The sequence below is a fragment of the Vaginella massiliensis genome (assembly GCF_900089075.1).
Classification (GTDB): Bacteria; Bacteroidota; Bacteroidia; order Flavobacteriales; family Weeksellaceae; genus Weeksella; species Weeksella massiliensis_A.
The window spans coordinates 397,615-417,276 of the sequence record NZ_LT593746.1 but is presented as its reverse complement, the minus strand read 5'-3'; the positions used below and the strand labels follow the sequence as shown (position 1 = coordinate 417,276).

At 40.4% G+C, this 19,662-nt stretch carries 14 protein-coding genes, 2 tRNA genes and 3 rRNA genes; 14 read left to right on the top strand and 5 right to left on the bottom strand.

All coding sequences use genetic code 11. The annotated features are described in order from the left end of the window. The first annotated feature begins 47 nt into the window (after positions 1–47). The 10 genes from thrS to rpsA all read left to right on the top strand — a co-directional run bounded on the left by thrS (position 48) and on the right by rpsA (position 11,074). The gene (gene thrS, locus BN8061_RS03155; protein ID WP_068596417.1) at positions 48–1,970 is read left to right on the top strand and encodes a threonine--tRNA ligase; all 1,923 of its coding nucleotides are present in this window, start codon (positions 48–50) and stop codon (positions 1,968–1,970) included. A 61-nt stretch (positions 1,971–2,031) separates the two neighbouring features. After that, a complete protein-coding gene (gene infC, locus BN8061_RS03150) occupies positions 2,032–2,541 on the top strand; it encodes a translation initiation factor IF-3 (RefSeq protein WP_394330295.1) in 510 nt (169 codons plus the stop codon). Between the two features lie 46 nt (positions 2,542–2,587). Further along, positions 2,588–2,785 (top strand): 50S ribosomal protein L35, encoded by a 198-nt coding sequence (gene rpmI / locus BN8061_RS03145; protein ID WP_068596411.1) that lies wholly within the window; start codon positions 2,588–2,590, stop codon positions 2,783–2,785. Positions 2,786–2,883: 98 nt separating this feature from the next. Then, entirely contained in the window at positions 2,884–3,228 is a 345-nt protein-coding gene (gene rplT, locus BN8061_RS03140) for a 50S ribosomal protein L20 (RefSeq protein WP_068596409.1), read from the top strand. 510 nt (positions 3,229–3,738) lie between these two features. Beyond that, a 16S ribosomal RNA gene (locus BN8061_RS03135) occupies positions 3,739–5,258 on the top strand. 120 nt (positions 5,259–5,378) lie between these two features. Beyond that, positions 5,379–5,452: transfer RNA gene (locus BN8061_RS03130), tRNA-Ile, on the top strand. Between the two features lie 24 nt (positions 5,453–5,476). Then, positions 5,477–5,553: transfer RNA gene (locus tag BN8061_RS03125), tRNA-Ala, on the top strand. Positions 5,554–5,886: 333 nt separating this feature from the next. Beyond that, positions 5,887–8,667: ribosomal RNA gene (locus BN8061_RS03120) — 23S ribosomal RNA — on the top strand. A gap of 181 nt (positions 8,668–8,848) precedes the next feature. Further along, positions 8,849–8,956 (top strand): 5S ribosomal RNA (gene rrf / locus BN8061_RS03115). Together the 16S, 23S and 5S rRNA genes with 2 tRNA genes alongside form the textbook arrangement of a ribosomal RNA operon. Before the next feature lie 306 nt (positions 8,957–9,262). Continuing rightward, complete coding sequence (rpsA, locus tag BN8061_RS03110; RefSeq protein WP_068596407.1) at positions 9,263–11,074, top strand: 30S ribosomal protein S1; 1,812 nt, start codon at positions 9,263–9,265, stop codon at positions 11,072–11,074. 70 nt (positions 11,075–11,144) lie between these two features. On the opposite strand, the gene BN8061_RS03105 is transcribed toward rpsA, so the two are convergent. From BN8061_RS03105 to BN8061_RS12265, 5 genes are all read right to left on the bottom strand, one after another. Next, a complete protein-coding gene (locus BN8061_RS03105; protein WP_068596405.1) occupies positions 11,145–11,633 on the bottom strand; it encodes a TlpA family protein disulfide reductase in 489 nt (162 codons plus the stop codon). 108 nt (positions 11,634–11,741) lie between these two features. Then, complete coding sequence (locus BN8061_RS03100) at positions 11,742–13,895, bottom strand: TonB-dependent siderophore receptor (RefSeq protein ID WP_068596403.1); 2,154 nt, start codon at positions 13,893–13,895, stop codon at positions 11,742–11,744. Positions 13,896–13,995: 100 nt separating this feature from the next. Beyond that, positions 13,996–14,538, bottom strand: coding sequence for a 16S rRNA (guanine(966)-N(2))-methyltransferase RsmD (gene rsmD, locus BN8061_RS03095; RefSeq protein WP_068596402.1), 543 nt, complete (start codon positions 14,536–14,538; stop codon positions 13,996–13,998). After that, positions 14,538–15,305 (bottom strand): DUF3822 family protein, encoded by a 768-nt coding sequence (locus BN8061_RS03090; RefSeq protein WP_068596399.1) that lies wholly within the window; start codon positions 15,303–15,305, stop codon positions 14,538–14,540. The genes rsmD and BN8061_RS03090 overlap by 1 nt, the downstream gene beginning before the upstream one ends. Beyond that, positions 15,305–15,433: a hypothetical protein gene (locus BN8061_RS12265; protein ID WP_262509364.1), complete on the bottom strand. Its 129-nt coding sequence runs from the start codon at positions 15,431–15,433 to the stop codon at positions 15,305–15,307. Before BN8061_RS12265 ends, BN8061_RS03090 begins: the two co-directional genes overlap by 1 nt. Before the next feature lie 101 nt (positions 15,434–15,534). Here BN8061_RS12265 and kdsB point away from each other — a divergent pair, with 101 nt between their 5' ends. The 4 genes from kdsB to BN8061_RS03070 all read left to right on the top strand — a co-directional run bounded on the left by kdsB (position 15,535) and on the right by BN8061_RS03070 (position 19,662). Beyond that, positions 15,535–16,278: a 3-deoxy-manno-octulosonate cytidylyltransferase gene (gene kdsB, locus BN8061_RS03085; protein ID WP_068596397.1), complete on the top strand. Its 744-nt coding sequence runs from the start codon at positions 15,535–15,537 to the stop codon at positions 16,276–16,278. 63 nt (positions 16,279–16,341) lie between these two features. Continuing rightward, positions 16,342–16,887 carry an HNH endonuclease gene (locus BN8061_RS03080; RefSeq protein WP_068596396.1) on the top strand — a complete coding sequence of 182 codons (546 nt, stop codon included), beginning with the start codon at positions 16,342–16,344 and terminating at the stop codon, positions 16,885–16,887. Positions 16,888–16,981: 94 nt separating this feature from the next. After that, positions 16,982–17,644 (top strand): hypothetical protein, encoded by a 663-nt coding sequence (locus tag BN8061_RS03075; RefSeq protein WP_068597879.1) that lies wholly within the window; start codon positions 16,982–16,984, stop codon positions 17,642–17,644. Positions 17,645–17,700: 56 nt separating this feature from the next. Further along, a complete protein-coding gene (locus BN8061_RS03070; RefSeq protein WP_068596394.1) occupies positions 17,701–19,662 on the top strand; it encodes a site-specific recombinase Gcr in 1,962 nt (653 codons plus the stop codon).

The window sequence follows — 19,662 nt, the reverse complement described above, 5'->3', positions numbered from 1 at the left end:
ATCAAAAAAAATTAATGTAATTTTGCATCTTTAAAATCGTAAAAAAGATGATCAATATCACCCTTCCAGACGGAAGCGTCAAACAGTTTGAAAAAAATGTAACTCCTTACGATATAGCGTTGAGCATAAGCGAAGGATTGGCACGTAATGTATTATCGGCATTGGTCAATAATCAACAAGTAGAGTTGAGTACGCCAATTACCGAAGATTCAACTGTACAATTATTGACGTGGAATGACGATTTGGGTAAAAAAGCATTTTGGCATTCTTCTGCACACTTATTGGCACAAGCAATTTTACAATTTTATCCTCACGCAAAATTGACCATAGGACCCGCTATCGAAAACGGATTCTATTATGATGTTGATTTTGGTGACGAATCGTTTGGCGAAAAAGATTTTGATAAAATCGAAAAAGCCATGCTAGAAAACGCAAAGAAAAAGTCAGAATTCAAGCTTTATCCCGTATCCAAAAAAGAGGCGTTGGCAGAATACGCAAGCAATGAATACAAAACAGAACTGATTTCCAATCTTCAAGACGGGGAGATCACCTTCTGCGCTCATGACAACTTCACCGATTTGTGCCGCGGAGGTCACTTGCCAAACACAGGATTTGTTAAAGCAGCTAAAATCATGAATGTCGCAGGAGCCTATTGGAGAGGAGACGAGAAAAACAAAATGCTGACACGCGTTTACGGAATTACCTTTCCAAAACAAAAAGACCTTACCGAATATCTCGAGTTGCTAGAAGAGGCAAAAAAGAGAGACCACCGCAAGTTGGGTAAAGAATTAGGCTTGTTCGCTTTCTCAGAAAAAGTAGGACAAGGATTGCCGTTGTGGTTGCCAAAAGGAGCCGCTCTTAGAAGAAAGTTAGAAAACTTCTTACTCAAACAACAACAACGCTTAGGCTACGAAATGGTGGTAACACCACACATCGGACAAAAAGAATTGTATGTAACCTCTGGGCACTACGCAAAATATGGAGCAGATTCTTTTCAACCAATTCATACGCCAAACGACGGCGAAGAATTTCTATTGAAACCGATGAACTGTCCGCATCATTGCGAAATCTACAAAACATCGCAATGGTCGTACCGCGACTTACCAAAACGCTATGCAGAGTTTGGAACTGTTTACCGATACGAGCAATCTGGCGAATTGCACGGGCTTACTCGCGTGCGAGGATTCACCCAAGACGATGCCCACATTTTTTGCACACCAGACCAATTGCTAGAAGAATTCAAAAAAGTAATAGACCTCGTACTCTATGTGTTTACGAATTTAGGCTTCGAGAATTTCTCGGCACAAGTGTCATTACGTGATCCAGACAACAGCGAAAAATATATCGGGTCTGATGAAAATTGGGCAAAAGCAGAACAAGCAATCATCACAGCAGCCAAAGAAAAAGAATTGCCAACCGTGATCGAATATGGCGAAGCAGCTTTCTATGGACCGAAATTAGATTTTATGGTGAAAGACGCCCTAGGAAGACAATGGCAATTAGGAACAATTCAGGTCGATTACAATTTACCCGAACGTTTCGAACTGACCTACACCGGAGCCGATAACGAAAAACACCGCCCAGTAATGATTCACCGAGCGCCATTCGGTTCTATGGAGCGTTTTATCGCAATTTTGTTAGAAAATACAGCCGGAAATTTACCGCTTTGGTTGACGCCAGATGTATTCACCATACTTCCAATTAGCGAAAAATATATAGAATTTGGAGAAAAAGTATTAAATTTGCTCGCCGAAGAAGAAATTAACGGATTGATAGACAATCGAAACGAAAAAACTGGGAAGAAAATTCGCGATGCAGAGGTGAACAAAATCCCATTTATGTTGATTGTTGGTGAAAAAGAAGCAGAAAACGGAACAGTTTCTGTAAGAAGACATGGGCAAGGTGATTTGGGCGAAATGAAAATAGAAGATTTTATTACCTTCGTGAAAAACGAAATGAAATTGAATTAATTTTAAAAACTAGAATACTATCGCAATAAGAAGAAAAGGCGGCAGAGGTCCAGCCAGAATTATCAAAGAAGATCAGCACAAAATCAATGAAAACATTGATGTAGACGAAGTGCGCGTTGTAGGAGAAGGTATAGAACCTGGAGTATATTCTATCGATAAAGCTTTGGAGTTGGCTCAAGAGCAAAATTTAGATTTGGTAATGATTAGCGAAAAAGCAGTGCCACCAGTTTGCCGAATCGTAGAATACAAGAAATTCCTTTACGAACAAAAGAAAAAAGAAAAGGAAATCAAAGCGAAACAACAAAAAGTGGTGGTAAAAGAAATTCGTTTTGGTCCACAAACCGATGATCACGATTTCGAATTCAAAAAACGTCATGCACGCTCTTTTCTAGAAGAAGGTTCTAAACTTAAAGCTTATGTGTTCTTCAAAGGAAGATCGATTATCTTTAAAGACCAAGGAGAAATCTTGTTGCTAAAACTTGCCCAAGAATTAGAAGACGTGGGCAAAGTAGAGCAACTCCCAAAACTAGAAGGGAAAAGGATGATCATGATGATGGCACCAAAAAAATAAAACAAAAATAAAATACACAAACGTTTTAATATAATACCTTGTAATCATGCCAAAATTAAAAACAAAATCAGGAGCAAAAAAGCGTTTCAAATTAACCGGTACAGGTAAAATCAAAAGAAAACACGCTTTCAAAAGCCACATTCTTACAAAAAAGGAAACAAAACAAAAACGTAACTTAACGCAAACAGGTTTGGTACACAAATCCGACGAAAAAAGCGTTAAAAAGCAATTAAGATTAGTTTAATATAAAAACGAAATCTGGTTTATTAATTCATTATTTAACCCTGTTTTTAGGCCTACAAAAGTAACGCAAGTTCGCCTACTACAAAAAAATTAAACATTATGCCAAGATCAGTAAACGCAGTAGCGTCAAGAGCAAGAAGAAAAAAAATCTTAAAACTTGCAAAAGGATATTACGGAAGAAGAAAAAACGTTTGGACTGTTGCTAAAAACGCAGTAGAAAAAGGTTTACAATACGCTTACCGTGATAGACGTCAAAAGAAAAGAAATTTCAGAGCATTGTGGATTCAACGTATCAATGCCGGAGCTAGATTACACGGAATGTCTTATTCACAATTTATGGGTGCAGCCAAAAAAGCTGGAATCGAATTGAATCGTAAAGTTTTAGCCGACCTAGCGATGAATCATCCAGAAGCATTCAAAGCAATTGTAGAAAAAGTAAAATAATATTAATCGCATTAAAACGTTTGTCAACTCGGTCTTGTACCGAGTTTTTTTATGAAAATAATTCGGATAACGACAGTGAATAGTAGAAAAGCTATCCGTTTTTTTATTACTATATAAGTATAATCTATTGTAAATTAGTGAATTAAAAACACCTCAAAATTTTCTTCTAAAAAATTTGTATTTCGGAAAAATTGCGTTGTATATTTGCAGTCCCAAAACAGGTTACGACCTGAGTGAAGTTGGGATTTTGAAAGCAAAGCTAAGGAAGAAGAAAAGTCGGATGATTAACGCGACGAATTGTTTTCCTGAAGATTAAAAAAAATCAAAAAAACTTTTGTCAATTTATAAAAAGTTCTTACCTTTGCGCTCGCAACTTTGAAAAAAGGGTTTTGCGAATAGAAAAAGAGCAGTTCATTTGAAAGATAAAATAAACTTAGAAGAAACAAAATAAGCCAAGAACCGTCAATTTGAGTTTTTAGGATTTAGGCATTGTAAAAAGAAATAATTATTACAATGGAGAGTTTGATCCTGGCTCAGGATGAACGCTAGCGGGAGGCCTAACACATGCAAGCCGAGCGGTATAAGTAGCTTGCTACTTAGAGAGCGGCGTACGGGTGCGTAACGCGTATGGAACTTGCCCTTATCAACGGGATAGCCCAGGGAAACTTGGATTAATACCGTATAATATATTGATTGGCATCGATTGATATTGAAAGATTTATCGGATAAGGATAGTCATGCGTAAGATTAGCTAGTTGGTGAGGTAACGGCTCACCAAGGCGATGATCTTTAGGGGTCCTGAGAGGGAGATCCCCCACACTGGTACTGAGACACGGACCAGACTCCTACGGGAGGCAGCAGTGAGGAATATTGGACAATGGGTGGAAGCCTGATCCAGCCATCCCGCGTGTAGGACGACTGCCTTATGGGTTGTAAACTACTTTTCTCTGGGGATAAACCTACTCACGAGCTGAGTAGCTGAAGGTACCAGAAGAATAAGCACCGGCTAACTCCGTGCCAGCAGCCGCGGTAATACGGAGGGTGCGAGCGTTATCCGGATTTATTGGGTTTAAAGGGTCCGTAGGCGGCTAAATAAGTCAGTGGTGAAATCCCTCAGCTCAACTGAGGAACTGCCATTGATACTGTTTAGCTAGAATTTGTATGAAGTAGCTAGAATGTGTAGTGTAGCGGTGAAATGCATAGATATTACGCAGAATACCAATTGCGAAGGCAGGTTACTAATACAACATTGACGCTGATGGACGAAAGCGTGGGGAGCGAACAGGATTAGATACCCTGGTAGTCCACGCCGTAAACGATGGATACTTGCTGTTGGATTTTCGGATTCAGTGGTTAAGCGAAAGTAATAAGTATCCCACCTGGGGAGTACGATCGCAAGATTGAAACTCAAAGGAATTGACGGGGGCCCGCACAAGCGGTGGAGCATGTGGTTTAATTCGATGATACGCGAGGAACCTTACCAAGGCTTAAATGTATTTTGCTGTATTCAGAAATGGATATTTCTTCGGACAGAATGCAAGGTGCTGCATGGCTGTCGTCAGCTCGTGCCGTGAGGTGTTAGGTTAAGTCCTGCAACGAGCGCAACCCCTATTTCTAGTTGCCAGCGTTTAAAGACGGGGACTCTAGAGAGACTGCCGGCGTAAGCCGCGAGGAAGGTGGGGACGACGTCAAGTCATCACGGCCCTTACGTCTTGGGCTACACACGTGCTACAATGGCCGGTACAGAGGGCAGCTACCTGGTGACAGGATGCGAATCTTCAAAACCGGTCTCAGTTCGGATTGGAGTCTGCAACTCGACTCTATGAAGCTGGAATCGCTAGTAATCGCATATCAGCCATGATGCGGTGAATACGTTCCCGGGCCTTGTACACACCGCCCGTCAAGCCATGGAAGCTGGGGGTACCTGAAGTCGGTGACCGTCAAAGGAGCTGCCTAGGGTAAAACTGGTAACTAGGGCTAAGTCGTAACAAGGTAGCCGTACCGGAAGGTGCGGCTGGAACATCTCATATTTAGAGCAATACGATGTTTAGGTTATTATGACTCAAATTGTCTTGGCTTAGTTTTTTCTAAAAAAAATAAATAAACGAAATAAAAAGGAAAACAGACCACTCTTTTTAGAGTTTAGAAAGAGTCTCATAGCTCAGCTGGTTAGAGCGCTACACTGATAATGTAGAGGTCGGCAGTTCGAGTCTGCCTGAGACTACAGCTTGGTTAACACTAAAAAAGAGGGGAATTAGCTCAGCTGGCTAGAGCGCCTGCCTTGCACGCAGGAGGTCATCGGTTCGACTCCGATATTCTCCACCAAAACTAGTGATGAGTGAGCAGAATCAAGCATGCGAAATATCGTAAGCACAGCAGCTCATCCAATCGAAAAGTTCATTGACATACTGGAAGATTACTATTACTATAAAACGATATAGACAATAGTAAGCTATAGAAAACGAGAAAACATTGATTTAAGATTACTTGCAGTAAGAAGAAAAGGCGTTAAGCCAAAAAACTTAGATTTTGCAAGCAGATCTTAGGCAAAAGATAAAAAATACTTAACAAGTAAGATTAACAAACACTAACGCTTAGTTGTGTTTATACAAACTGGTTTAGCTGTATTTATATATAGAAACAGCAGGCCACTTGAGAAAAAAAGTTACAAAGGGCGTACGGCGGATGCCTAGGCTCTCAGAGGCGAAGAAGGACGTGATAAGCTGCGATAAGCTACGGGTATTGGCACATACGATTTGATCCGTAGATTTCCGAATGGGGCAACCCGGCATGTTGAAGGCATGTCACCATGGCAACATGGGGCGAACGTGGGGAACTGAAACATCTCATTACCCATAGGAAAAGAAATCAAAAGAGATTCCGTCAGTAGTGGCGAGCGAACGCGGAATAGCCCAAAAGCGGTTATAATTTTAGAAGAATAACCTGGAAAGGTTAACCATAGAAGGTGACAGTCCTGTATTCGAAAAGGTTATAGTTGTTAAATTGAGTAAGGCGGGACACGAGAAATCCTGTTTGAAAATGGGGGGACCATCCTCCAAGGCTAAATACTCCTGAGAGACCGATAGTGAACAAGTACTGTGAAGGAAAGGTGAAAAGTATATCGAGAAGATAGTTGAAATAGAACCTGAAACCGTACGCCTACAAGCGGTCGGAGCCCCTAAGGGTGACGGCGTGCCTTTTGCATAATGAGCCTACGAGTTAATGTTTCTGGCCAGGTTAAGTAGTTCAGCTACGGAGCCGCAGCGAAAGCGAGTCTTAATAGGGCGTATAGTCAGAAGTATTAGACGCGAAACCTTGTGATCTACCCATGGGCAGGTTGAAGCTTTGGTAACACAAAGTGGAGGACCGAACCGGTTGACGTTGAAAAGTCTTCGGATGACCTGTGGGTAGGGGTGAAAGGCCAATCAAACTGGGAAATAGCTCGTACTCCCCGAAATGCATTTAGGTGCAGCGTAGTGTTAAGTATCTTAGAGGTAGAGCTACTGATTGGATGCGGGGGCTTCACCGCCTACCAATTCCTGACAAACTCCGAATGCTAAGATATGTTTCACTGCAGTGAGGGCATGGGTGCTAAGGTCCATGTCCGAGAGGGAAAGAACCCAGACCATCAGCTAAGGTCCCCCAATGTATGCTAAGTTGAATAAACGCGGTTGGACTGCATAGACAGCTAGGATGTTAGCTTGGAAGCAGCTATTCATTTAACGAGTGCGTAACAGCTCACTAGTCGAGCGGTCCGGCATGGATAATAATCGGGCATAAGCATACTACCGAAGCTATGGATTTAACGTAAGTTAAGTGGTAGGGGAGCATTCTATCGGCGCCGAAGCATGTTTGTAAAGATGTGTGGAGCTTATAGAAAAGAAAATGTAGGCATGAGTAACGATAAAATCAGTGAGAAACTGATTCGCCGTAAGATCAAGGATTCCTAAGCTATGCTAATCAGCTTAGGGTTAGTCGGGTCCTAACATGTACCCTCATGGGGAAGTGGATGGCAAACGGGTTAATATTCCCGTACCTGCTCTCAAATAAAGTGACGGATGAATGTATTAGGTGCGTACTGACGGAATAGTACGTTGAACCTACGTAAAGTAGGGATAGTACACCAAGGCTTCGGCTGGCGTGATAATCCTAAGAAATTTGTTCCAAGAAATAGCGAGAGAAGCAGCCCGTACCGTAAACCGACACAGGTGATCGAGGAGAGTATCCTCAGGCGCTCGAGTGAGTCGTGGTTAAGGAATTAGGCAAAATCGACCTGTAACTTCGGGAGAAAGGTCGCTCCCTGCAAGGGGAGCCTCAGTAAAACGGCCCAGGCGACTGTTTATCAAAAACACAGGACTCTGCCAAATCGTAAGATGACGTATAGGGTCTGACACCTGCCCGGTGCTGGAAGGTTAAGGAAGGTTGTTAGCATTTGCGAAGCAATTGACTGAAGCCCCAGTAAACGGCGGCCGTAACTATAACGGTCCTAAGGTAGCGAAATTCCTTGTCGGGTAAGTTCCGACCTGCACGAATGGTGTAACGATCTGGGCACTGTCTCAACCACGAGCTCGGTGAAATTGTAGTATCGGTGAAGATGCCGGTTAATCGCAACGGGACGAAAAGACCCTGTGAACCTTTACTATAGCTTCGTATTGACTTCGGGTAACTAATGTGTAGGATAGGTGGGAGACTAAGAATTAGCATCGCCAGGTGTTAAGGAGTCGTTGTTGAAATACCACCCTTTATTTACTTGAAGCCTAACTTCGTACACACGAAGGACATTGCGTGGTGGGTAGTTTGACTGGGGTGGTCGCCTCCAAAAGCGTAACGGAGGCTTTCAAAGGTACCCTCAGCACGCTTGGTAACCGTGCGTAGAGTGTAATGGCATAAGGGTGCTTGACTGTGAGACCTACAAGTCGATCAGGTGCGAAAGCAGGACATAGTGATCCGGTGGTTCCGTATGGAAGGGCCATCGCTCAAAGGATAAAAGGTACTCCGGGGATAACAGGCTAGTCTCCCCCAAGAGCTCACATCGACGGGGAGGTTCGGCACCTCGATGTCGGCTCGTCACATCCTGGGGCTGGAGAAGGTCCCAAGGGTTGGGCTGTTCGCCCATTAAAGTGGCACGCGAGCTGGGTTCAGAACGTCGTGAGACAGTTCGGTCTCTATCTGTTGTGATCGTTAGAAGTTTGAGCGGAGTTGACTCTAGTACGAGAGGACCGTGTTGAACAAACCTCTGGTGTATCAGTTGTGCCGCCAGGTGCACCGCTGAGTAGCTACGTTTGGATGAGATAAGCACTGAAAGCATATAAGTGCGAAACTCGCCGCGAGATAAGACTTCTTTTAAGGGTCGTGGAAGACTACCACGTTGATAGGCTATAGATGTAAAGGCAGCGATGTCATAGTCGAGTAGTACTAATTACCCATAGACTTTTTTCAACAACGATTAAGAATCAATCAAAATCAAAATCAAACAAACACAGCTAAGTGCTAGGCGTTGTTAATCTTTCTTGTCTAAGTAAAATAAATTAGCGAAATCAAAAAAACCGAAAAAAACCGTTAACCTATAGCATCGACCAGTAGAAGTCAAAAAAAATACGCTTAGAAAAGCGCACAATCTTAGGGTGACTATAGCGAAAGGGCTCACCTCTTCCCATTCCGAACAGAGAAGTTAAGCCTTTCAGCGCCGATGGTACTGCAACTGCGGGAGAGTAGGTCGTCGCCAGTCTTTTTAACCAAATCCTCAACTACCAACAGTTGAGGATTTTTTTTTGAAGAAAAGTGAAAGCGGTGAGCTTCTAGCCGTTAGCTATTAGCTTTCAATTATCAATTTTCACCTTTCAACTTATAACTCTTAACTTTTAAAAAATAACTTTCATTTTAAAACTCTTCATTTATTTATAAAAAATCGTATCTTTGCATCCGCTTTATGGATGTAGAAGGAAGAAGCAAAATTTTATGTTAAACCTCTCTCGATCAATTATCTCCATATTTTCCTAATAATAGCAGATCGAGATACAAACTATTAATTATTATGTCTAAAGAGACAAAAGATCAAGCAATTGAAGAACAAGTTGTTGAAACACCAAAAGTAGACAATTTAGTAAACGCAAACGTATCACAAGAAGAATTTGACTGGGATTCGTTTGAATCTGGATTGGATGAAGCAGATCGTAAAGAGAAAGCTGAGTTGGAAGAAATGTACGATGATACATTGGAAGATTTATCATTGACAGAAGTTTTCAAAGGACAAGTTGTTCGCTTGACTGATAAAGAAGCTATTGTTGACATTAACTTCAAATCAGAAGGGGTAATTTCGTTGAACGAGTTCCGTTACAACCCAGATCTTAAGGTAGGTGATACAGTAGAGGTAATGGTTGATCAACGTGAAGACAAAAACGGTCAATTGATTTTATCTCACCGCAAAGCACGTACATTGAATGCTTGGGATGCAGTAAACAAAGCACACGATTCGCAAGAAATTGTAAATGGTTACATCAAAGCTCGTACAAAAGGAGGTATGATTGTAGATGTTTTCGGAATCGAGGCTTTCTTACCAGGATCACAAATCGATGTAAAACCAATTCGTGATTACGAACAATATGTTGGGAAAACAATGGAATTCAAAGTGGTTAAAATCAACCCAGAGTTCAAAAACGTAGTAGTTTCTCACAAAGCGTTGATCGAAGCAGACATCGAAGAACAGAAAAAAGAAATCGTTGCTCAATTAGAGAAAGGTCAAGTTTTGGAAGGTGAGGTGAAAAACATCACTTCTTACGGTGTATTCGTAGACTTAGGAGGTGTAGACGGTTTGATCCATATCACAGACTTGTCTTGGTCTAGAATCAACCACCCATCAGAAATTTTAGAAGATGGTCAGAAAATCAATGTAGTAATCTTAGATTTCGACGAAGATAAATCGAGAATCCAATTGGGAATCAAGCAATTAGAGCCACATCCATGGGATGCTTTGGATGCTGATTTAAAAGTTGGAGATAAAGTAAAAGGTAAAGTCGTTGTTTTGGCTGATTATGGAGCTTTCATCGAAGTTGCGCCAGGAGTAGAGGGATTGATTCACGTGTCTGAAATGTCATGGTCAACTCACTTACGCTCTGCGCAAGATTTCGTAAAAGTGGGTGATGAAGTAGAAGCAGTTGTTTTGACTTTGGATCGCGAAGAGCGTAAAATGTCTTTAGGGATCAAACAATTAACGCCAGATCCTTGGACAGATATCACTGCGAAATACCCTGTAGGTTCTACACACAAAGGAAAAGTACGCAACTTTACAAACTTTGGAGTATTCGTAGAATTGGAAGAAGGAATCGACGGATTGATCTATATCTCTGATTTGTCATGGACTAAGAAAATCAAACATCCATCAGAATTCTGTTCGGTTGATGATGTATTAGACGTGGTTGTATTAGAATTAGACGTAGAAGCTCGTCGTTTGTCTTTAGGACACAAACAATTGACAGAAAACCCTTGGGATAAATTCGAAGACAAATATGCAGTAGGAACTGTACACACTGGTAAAGCAGTAGATGTTTTCGACAAAGGAGCTACTGTACAATTTGAAGATGCAGAAGTTGAAGCTTTCGCTCCTGCTCGTACATTAGAGAAAGAAGACGGATCTCGTGTGAAAAAAGGTGAAGAAACAACATTCAAAGTAATCGAATTCAACAAAGAATTCCGCCGCGTTGTGGTTTCTCATACCGCTACTTTCCGCGAAGAAGAAGCAAAACAAGCAGAAAAAGTTGCTGAGAACAATAACAAAATCGAAACCTCTACATTGGGTGATATCGATTCGTTGGCAGAACTTAAAAAGAAAATGGAAGAAGGAAAATAATCCTGAATTCATTTCCATAAAAAAGGTCATCCATTCGGATGACCTTTTTGTTTTATAGCAGATTTACTTATCATTTTACATAATCAAATACATCGCGAAATTCAATAGAACCTTTTTTGTAAGTAAGCAAGTTTCTACTTTTATCGTACAAATAAAAAGACGGATAGGATATTGGATTGAACGTGAACAAAAACTCATCGTTGGTATCTTGCAACCATGTTACATTTTTGGCGTCTTTCATCGCTGGCGCAAAATTGTTGACAAACGCCTCGATGGCTGCCTTGTCGTAAGTCGTAATCATCACAACATGAGTATTTTTGAATCGCTCGAAATTCTCGCTCATGTGCTGTACTGCAATTTGACAATGGATGCATTCTGTAGTGTAGAAAACAATCAGGGTGTTGCCTTTGCGTGGTAAATCGACATTGCTATACAACTTGTTTTGATGAATGTCTAGGTACTGAAAGTCTGGAATTGTTTTGGGGAGTTCGTAATTGTTTTGTTGGGCAGCTGTAAAGCCAACCGTGAGCAATAAACATAGGGTAATAAAAAGTCTCATAATCAAAATTTAAAGTTCGAAAGTTATACAAAAAGTTTCACATACAAAAAAGGAAGCACTTGCGCACTTCCTTTTTTAACTTAAAACTATATTTATTGAAATGAGGGATTAAAATTTAAACACAACTTGCCCAGCAATATTAAACGGGTCGTTCTGGTTGATGAATCCACCTCGATAGTAAGAGCTGTATCCAATCTGATCGGTAATGTTGTTGAAGAAAAGTCTGAAATCGAATTTCTTCATCGAGTATCCCAATTGCGCATTCAAGGTGTAATAATCTGGCATCGAGAATGGTCGGTTTCCACCATACCAAGTTCCGTGCGCGTCACGCGTATAACTTTGGTCGTTTACTGGTCGTTCTCCAACATAATAGAACCCTAACGCAGCAGTTAATCCTTCTAAAGCATTGTTTTGGAATCTGTACTGTACCCAAGCACTACCCGTATTGTACGGCGCATTCATTGGTCGAGAACCGTCTACATACTGTGGTGAATTTTCGTATCCAGCATCCAAATATGCATATCCGAGCATTACTTGTACGTTTGGTAATGGACGACCGGCGATTTCTACCTCAACACCTTTTCTTCTCAGATTTCCTGCTTTCTCATAAAGTCCAGTAGCCACACCTTGATCATACCATTGATAGGTTAGGTTTTGGTTGTTCATGTTGAAGTAAACCACATTGGCTCTCAAACGATCGTTTAACCACTGCGTTTTTACGCCTACCTCAAATTGGTTGGTTACCGAAGGTCCAGCAACCGATCCGTCACGCATCGGATTCATTGCAGAACGCAAACTGGTATTGGTAGCGTAAGACGAATAGATGCTGATGTTTTTGCTTGGAGTTATCATCAGCCCTACAGTGGGGTCTATCGCTTCGTCATGATAATCAATAGAGTAGCTATATCTTACACCTCCTACCAATTTTATCAGATCATAAAAATCGATATGATGTTGCGTCATGAATCCGTAACTATATCCTTTTGTAAGTCGGGTTTTATCTGGATTCCAATTCAATAATTCTGATTGCTCTGGGGTTAAAGTAATATGATTGTTGATCGGTTGCAATACATCGATTTGGTCAATGGTCGCAATTCCAGTAGCCGAACGAGTATCTACTCGATTGAAAGTATAATCGTACCCAACTTGCCAGCTCCAATTCACATTTCCGAACGACATTTTCGTACCCATCAAATCGATTTGTAACGTAGCGTTTCTATCGTCTTTGAATGAGTGTCCCAATCCACGATTGCGTAGGTTATATTGTGTGCTTCCGCGTACGGCAGATAATGTTGCACCCAATTGATCTGAGTTGTAATTGTTATAGAAATAAGCAACTCTAGCCGAAATATTATTGGTCAACTTACGGGTGATACGACCAGCATAAGAAAAGTTTTTCACCTCGTTGTTGTCGATATCGAAGCCTGTAAATTTAGAACCCATATCGTACAAAGCTTGTGTAAAATTATCGGCTAAGTTTACAGTACCTCTGTCTGGCGTACGTTCACCTTTGTAATAATCCATTTCTGCTACAAACTCGGTTTTGTTGTCTATTCTCCATGCCAACGATGGGTTGATGTAAAACGAATTGTTGCTCACCACATCTCGATAGCTATCGCCTCGCTGATAAGCTCCTGTAAGGCGAACCGCCAAATTGTTGCTATTGGTAAGCACTTGTTGCGCATCAAATGTTGTACGGATGTTGTTCCAGCTACCATATCGAGCAGAGATAGAACCTCCGTTGGTAAAACGAGGAGTTTTGGTGGTTACGTTGATTACCCCACCTGCAGAACCCAACGAGTTTCCGATACCTTGAGTCAGGGCAGCAGTACCTCTTATGACTTGGATAGATTCTACACCGGCCATATCGATAACCGCCGAACTGGTTCTGAAATCAGACTCCATGCGAACACCATTTTTCAAAACAGGCACCCCTCTATAACCACGTATAGACATCGATTCTCTAACACCACCATACGACGAAAATAGAGTAACACCCGGTACATTACGCGTAATGTCGGTCACTGTTAAAGCACCTTGTTCCTCGATCAATTTTTCTGAAATTACAGAAATAGATTGCACCTGACTTTGCGGTGAAGCCGGAAAACGAGTAATGGTTTCCAAGCCGCGTTGGTTACGGTTTCGGTCTCCAAAGACTTCAACCTGGTCTAGATTTCTGACAGAATCGTTAATTTCTTGTCCATACACACTATGCAACGATATAAGTGCAATTGTGGTTAAGAGTATTTTGTTCCTTCTCATATTACTTTTATTGAATCTAAATAAATCGATGCAAATTTAAATAGACTAATTTTAAATAAAAAAAAATAAACATGAAAATCATCATGTTTTGTTAAAAATTTTAAGAGAAAAAACTAAAATTGACGTTGCCGTATTTTTTGTGTAGCGTAAAACGCAGATGATCTTCGAATTTGTATTGTGTTGGATGCTCCAAAACAAGCGTGCCTTCTTCTGCCAGCCAACCGTTGTCCAAAACCTGATCGACTACAGTTTTGTACTCCTCCAAACTCATATCGTAAGGCGGATCTGCAAAAACAATATCATATGCCCGAAGAGCCGGTTTCGAGGTGAATTTTAGTGCGTCGGCTTTTATCGTTTGTATACGATCATCGGCTTTCAGTTTTTTGGCGGTTTGATCAACGAATTTTATACAAGGCAAATGCAGGTCAACGACTGTAATGTGTTTCGCGCCACGAGAGGCAAATTCGAAGCTGATGCTGCCAATTCCGGCAAAAAGATCCAAAACCTCAATCTCGTCAAAATACCATTCGTTATTCAGGATATTGAACAAGGCTTCTTTAGCAAAATCTGTGGTAGGTCTTACGGGTAGATTATTGGGTGCTTGAATTCGTTTTCCTCTGAATTCTCCTGATATAATGCGCATTATAATAAATGATATAAAGTGAAATGTTCGCACAAAAACTCATCTTTCAATCCGAGAGCGAGTTTTCTTATGTGTTTTTTTAGTCGAATATAATAGTCAGATGTATTGGTGATTTCACCAAAAGTTTTTACCGAAACCTCGTTTACATCCAGCTCTAGCTGATGAATGACTACCAAAGTATAATACAAGAAATCTTCGACAGACTCGATCAGAAAATGATTGTAGAAATGCAACGTTGCATCGCGATACATCACGATTTCTAAAATTTGATCGTTCAAATTCAAGAAAATTTCATTCGTCATCGCCTGCGGCTCAAGATGGTCTAAAAGAATTTGCCCTGCGTGGAAAAGTTGGATGTCTTTTAGGTTATCGATATTCAATAAAGTGTCTTTGATGAAAGGTTGAATTTCGTAAACGATGCTTGCGTCTAACGATGCTAGCGGACTGTCGAGTATAATGGTATCATCTTCATCGCCAACCAATTGCAAAAGTTGCTCGTTGGCAATCTTGAGGTATTCATTGGGTACCAATTGCATTTTGTGTGACAAAAAAGCCAAATTGATTTGTTCGTAAGGTTGATGAAAGACCAAATTCGTTTTCAATTCATTTTCAATTTCCTTTTCTATTTGCTGCGCATGCGCTTCTTCAACTCTGAAGTTTATCGGAGTTTGAACTTTTCTACCTTTATCATTCTCCAAGGCTGTACAATACGAAAAACCATTTGGAGTAAGTAGAATAGCTAATGATTTTTTAATCTCGTTTTGCATCAATTTGGTGTTAGTTCGACTTGCTCTTGGTGACTGGTCGACGTCCGTTCTGCTTTTATATCCAAAATAAGCAAATAGACCAGACCAATTGATAAGATTAATAGAATGATTTTGTCTAAATTTTTCATCTAAAAAATTTATGTAAAGGTAAAGAATTCATAGAATACCAAGAACTAATTCTTTTTTATTTGAAGTTTTTATCAACTTTGTAAGCAAAGAAATCGATCAAATGAAATTCGTAGCTGTAATCCCGGCAAGATATGCCTCGACTCGTTTCCCAGGAAAACTCATGAAAATGTTGGGCAACAAAACCATCATTCGCACCACATACGACAATGTTGTCGCCTCAGATTTGTTCGACCAAGTCTATGTCGTGACCGATTCGCACGAGATTTTCGACGAAATAGCTTCGCATAACGGACAAGTTTTGATGAGCAAAAGCCAACACGAAACCGGAAGTGATCGCATCGCCGAAGCCATAGAAAATATAACTTGCGACGTAGTGGTAAACGTACAAGGCGACGAACCCTTCATTAATACCGAAGCGCTGAAGTTGCTCAAAGAGAGTTTCTTGAAAGATACCAAAGGGCAAATTTCATTATCGACCCTAAAAATTAAAATCACCAATCGAGAAGAAATTGCCAATCCCAATGTGGTAAAAGTTGTAACCGATGTGAGCGATTTTGCCTTGTATTTCTCTCGATCGCCAATCCCTTATTTGCGAGACCAAGACGCCAATCCAAACTATTATCGTCATATTGGGGTGTACGCATTTCGTAGACAAGCAATCCTCAAGTTTGCCAAACTCCCTATGTTGCAAAACGAATTGGCAGAAAAGCTCGAACAGCTGCGTTACCTAGAGCACGGCATGCGTATAAAAGTCTTGGAAACCGATTTTGTCGGAATCGGAATCGATGTGCCAGAAGATTTGGAGAAAGCAAAACAGCTTATCCAGAATCCGAACAATCTGTAAATCAACATATGCTATGGTATAAAAGTTGATGTGTTTTATATCAAACCTAAAAATGCCATAAAGATGAAAGAAGTCTGGAAAGCTTATGAAGCAGATGATCTAGCCAACAAAAGAAGTTTCAAAGTTTCGAAATCTGGGCTCGTAAAGAAACTCTACGCGGGATCTGACAAATACAAAATACTAGAAGGTGCCATAAACAACGGATACAAGGCTATTTGGATGACAAAAAACGACGGGAAGCGCACAGCTCGCTATGTGCACAAAATGGTTGCCGAAACCTTTCTTCCCAATCCGACAAACAAAAGATACGTCTTGCATTTGGATCACGACAAGCTGAACAACGTAGTCGACAACCTGAGATGGGCAGACGAAGCCGAATGGAAAGAACACAACAAAGACCTATTCAGGAGAATGAAAGGTCGATCTCGTAAAGACAACATCCCCAATAGCAAACTCACCGAAAAGCAGGTGCGGAGCCTGAAGAAAAAATTAGCAAACTCCAACAAAAAAATAAAAGTTGCCACACTGGCAAAACAATACAACATTTCTCAAGGGCAAATTTATCGCATCATACGCGGCGATAATTGGGCACACATCAAAATAGATTAGCCAAAAAAGAATATCTTAAAAATAGTTAATCTTAGCACATCCATACAGTATTTGTATGGATTTTTTTATCTTTCAACTCTCGAAACGAAGTTGTATGAAGTTGAAACTGACAATTATTACCCTGTTTATGTTGGCAATCAGTTCTTTTGCACAAAATGCAGAAGACATTGTAAACAAAAATATCGAAGTCACTGGTGGCGAAAAAGCGTGGAATAATCTCAATAGTATCATCCTCAAAGGCGAGGTGAGCTTGGATGTAGACAATACCTTGCCGATGATTGTTTATCACAAAAGACCTTATCTGAAAAGAGTTGCTTTTGTAATGAACAACAAAGAAATTCTGAACGAAGGCTACGACGGAACAAACGGTTGGACGTACTCTGATATTCTGAAAAAAAACGTCGTCGTTCCCAACTATCAACCCGACGCATTCGATTCGGATTTGTTGATGTACAAGAAAAAAGGCTTTAAACTAAAATACATTGGCGAAGAAACCGTCGAGGGAATAGACTGCTACAAGATTTCGTTGCAAAAAAACAAGAATTTTATCTATTTCTATTTCGACAAGAAAACTTACAATTTGATTGCAGAAGATAACAAAGACGAAAAGTTGATTTATTCTAATTTTAAGAAAATCAATGGTCTGCAATTTGCTATGAAAATTGTAGGAAAACCAAAAGAAGGAGGCGAATATGTGGTATATTTTTCCGAAATAAAAATTAATCCCAACATCAGCGATAAATTTTTTAAATTCTAAAGACAAACAAAATCATCAACGTATTTTTTAATACTTTTGTTTAAAAATAAGTTAGCATGAATTTAGAAGGTTTACTAACTTTATCCCAAGTATATGATAAGAGTTTCATCATAAAGTCTTTGAAGTACGCCCGAAAAAAGTACCCCAATGCAATCGATTTTATCGATGATTTAATCAATAAACTGAACAGAGATCAATCTTTTCGCCAAGAATTTCTTACGATATTTGGAAGCATTTTTGGTAACATCAACTTCATGTCTTATTTGGCAGATTCGGGCATCACCTTGGCAGATGGATCTTTTGGAGTTTTTACCAAAAGGATCACCGACCTGATATTGCCGCAAATCGAAAACAACAACGAATTGACCTCGTTGATAAACGAAATTTTTTACGATCAGAAGAATTACAATTTCATTAAAATTATCCCAAAAGACCGATGGTTGAGGTTTTATCAGGCGCTTTATCAAGATTTTTCTGAAGACGCACTCAAAGAAATGTACACCGCTATACAATCGCAAATGTTGCAGGCAATTTCGATTCTCAACGATCGCATCACGGGCGGTTTTTCTGAGCGCGATTTGTTACGTTATAGCACTGAGGTGAACTACCTCGACAATCCGATTTCGAAACTCTCTTTGCGTATCAATCGCATTGTAGACCGGCACGAGGTAAGTTATGACGTACTGGAACTCAAGAAACTCATTGTCGATTGTCGAACGCTTTTAGAGAATATTTTATTACAAAAAGATTTCAAGGGTATTTCACTCAGGGTTGCCACAAGGCTCAACACCATGCAGCAGCAGTTGGCAAGGCTTCAGCGATTGCTCAATATGTACAATACGCTCAATGCCGCGGGTGTGATCGAATTCATTGCCCAAGCTTCAAAATCGTGGGTAGATTTCTATTCGCCTACCAACTATGTTCGCAACCAGTTGAGTTCTACTATTTACCTCATCACATTCTTGGCAACCTACCATAATGGTAAAACGGGGGAAAAATACATTACTTCGACAGCCAAAGAATATGTAAAAATGTTTTCGACAGCGCTAGGAGGTGGTTTCATCGTGTCTTTTTTATGTTTCATAAAAGTTTCGATTGGCAATGTGGAAGATGCTTCGCCCTTGTTTCAAGGCTTTTTTTATAGTTTGAATTACGCTATTGGTTTCTGTGCAATCTATCTTTTGCATTGGACCTTAGCCACCAAACAGCCGTCTATGACTGCCGCACGTCTTTCACAAGCCATCAAACCAAAAGAAGGAAACGAGGTAGATGTAAAGGCATTTACAACGCTATTTGCACAACTCTCACGCTCGCAGTTGATTGCATTCTTGGGCAACGTGATTGCAGGTTTTGTGGTTTCATTGGGGTTGTTTTACCTCATCAATGATTTACTGAATATCAAATTCATCAAATATTCTAAAGCATATAAATTTTGGGAAGAACTTGTGATTATGGACAAGTTAATCTTCTGGTACGCTTCTATTGCAGGGGTTTTCTTGTTTATTTCTGGACTCATTTCTGGGCTTACCATCAACTATCAACGATTCAATAACATTCCCGAACGCATCTACAATCACCCTGTACTCAAGAGTATATTTTCGATGAGTAGCCGTAGAAGAATTGCCAATTGGTTTCAGCTAAATATGGGAGGTGTGGTTGGTAACATAGTATTCGGTTTCATGATGGGATGCGCCTTCTTGGTCGGTGAATTCACTGGTTTCCCTTTCGATATCCGACACATTACGTTTGCCGCTGGTAACTTGGCAATTGGAGTAGGAGGTATGGGATATCATTTCGATATTGCACCACTTATCATTGCGTTCGTATCGGTGTTCCTCATTGGTGGGTTCAATTTCTTTGTAAGTTTTACCTTGTCGTTGCTCTTAGCGATGAGATCGAACAATATTCCGTTTACCAATATTTTTCCGCTGATTGGTCAAGTCATCAAAGCGTTTTTTAGAAACCCATTCCCGTTTTTCATCCCTCCATTGTGGACAAAAAACAAACAAGAAGCCTAA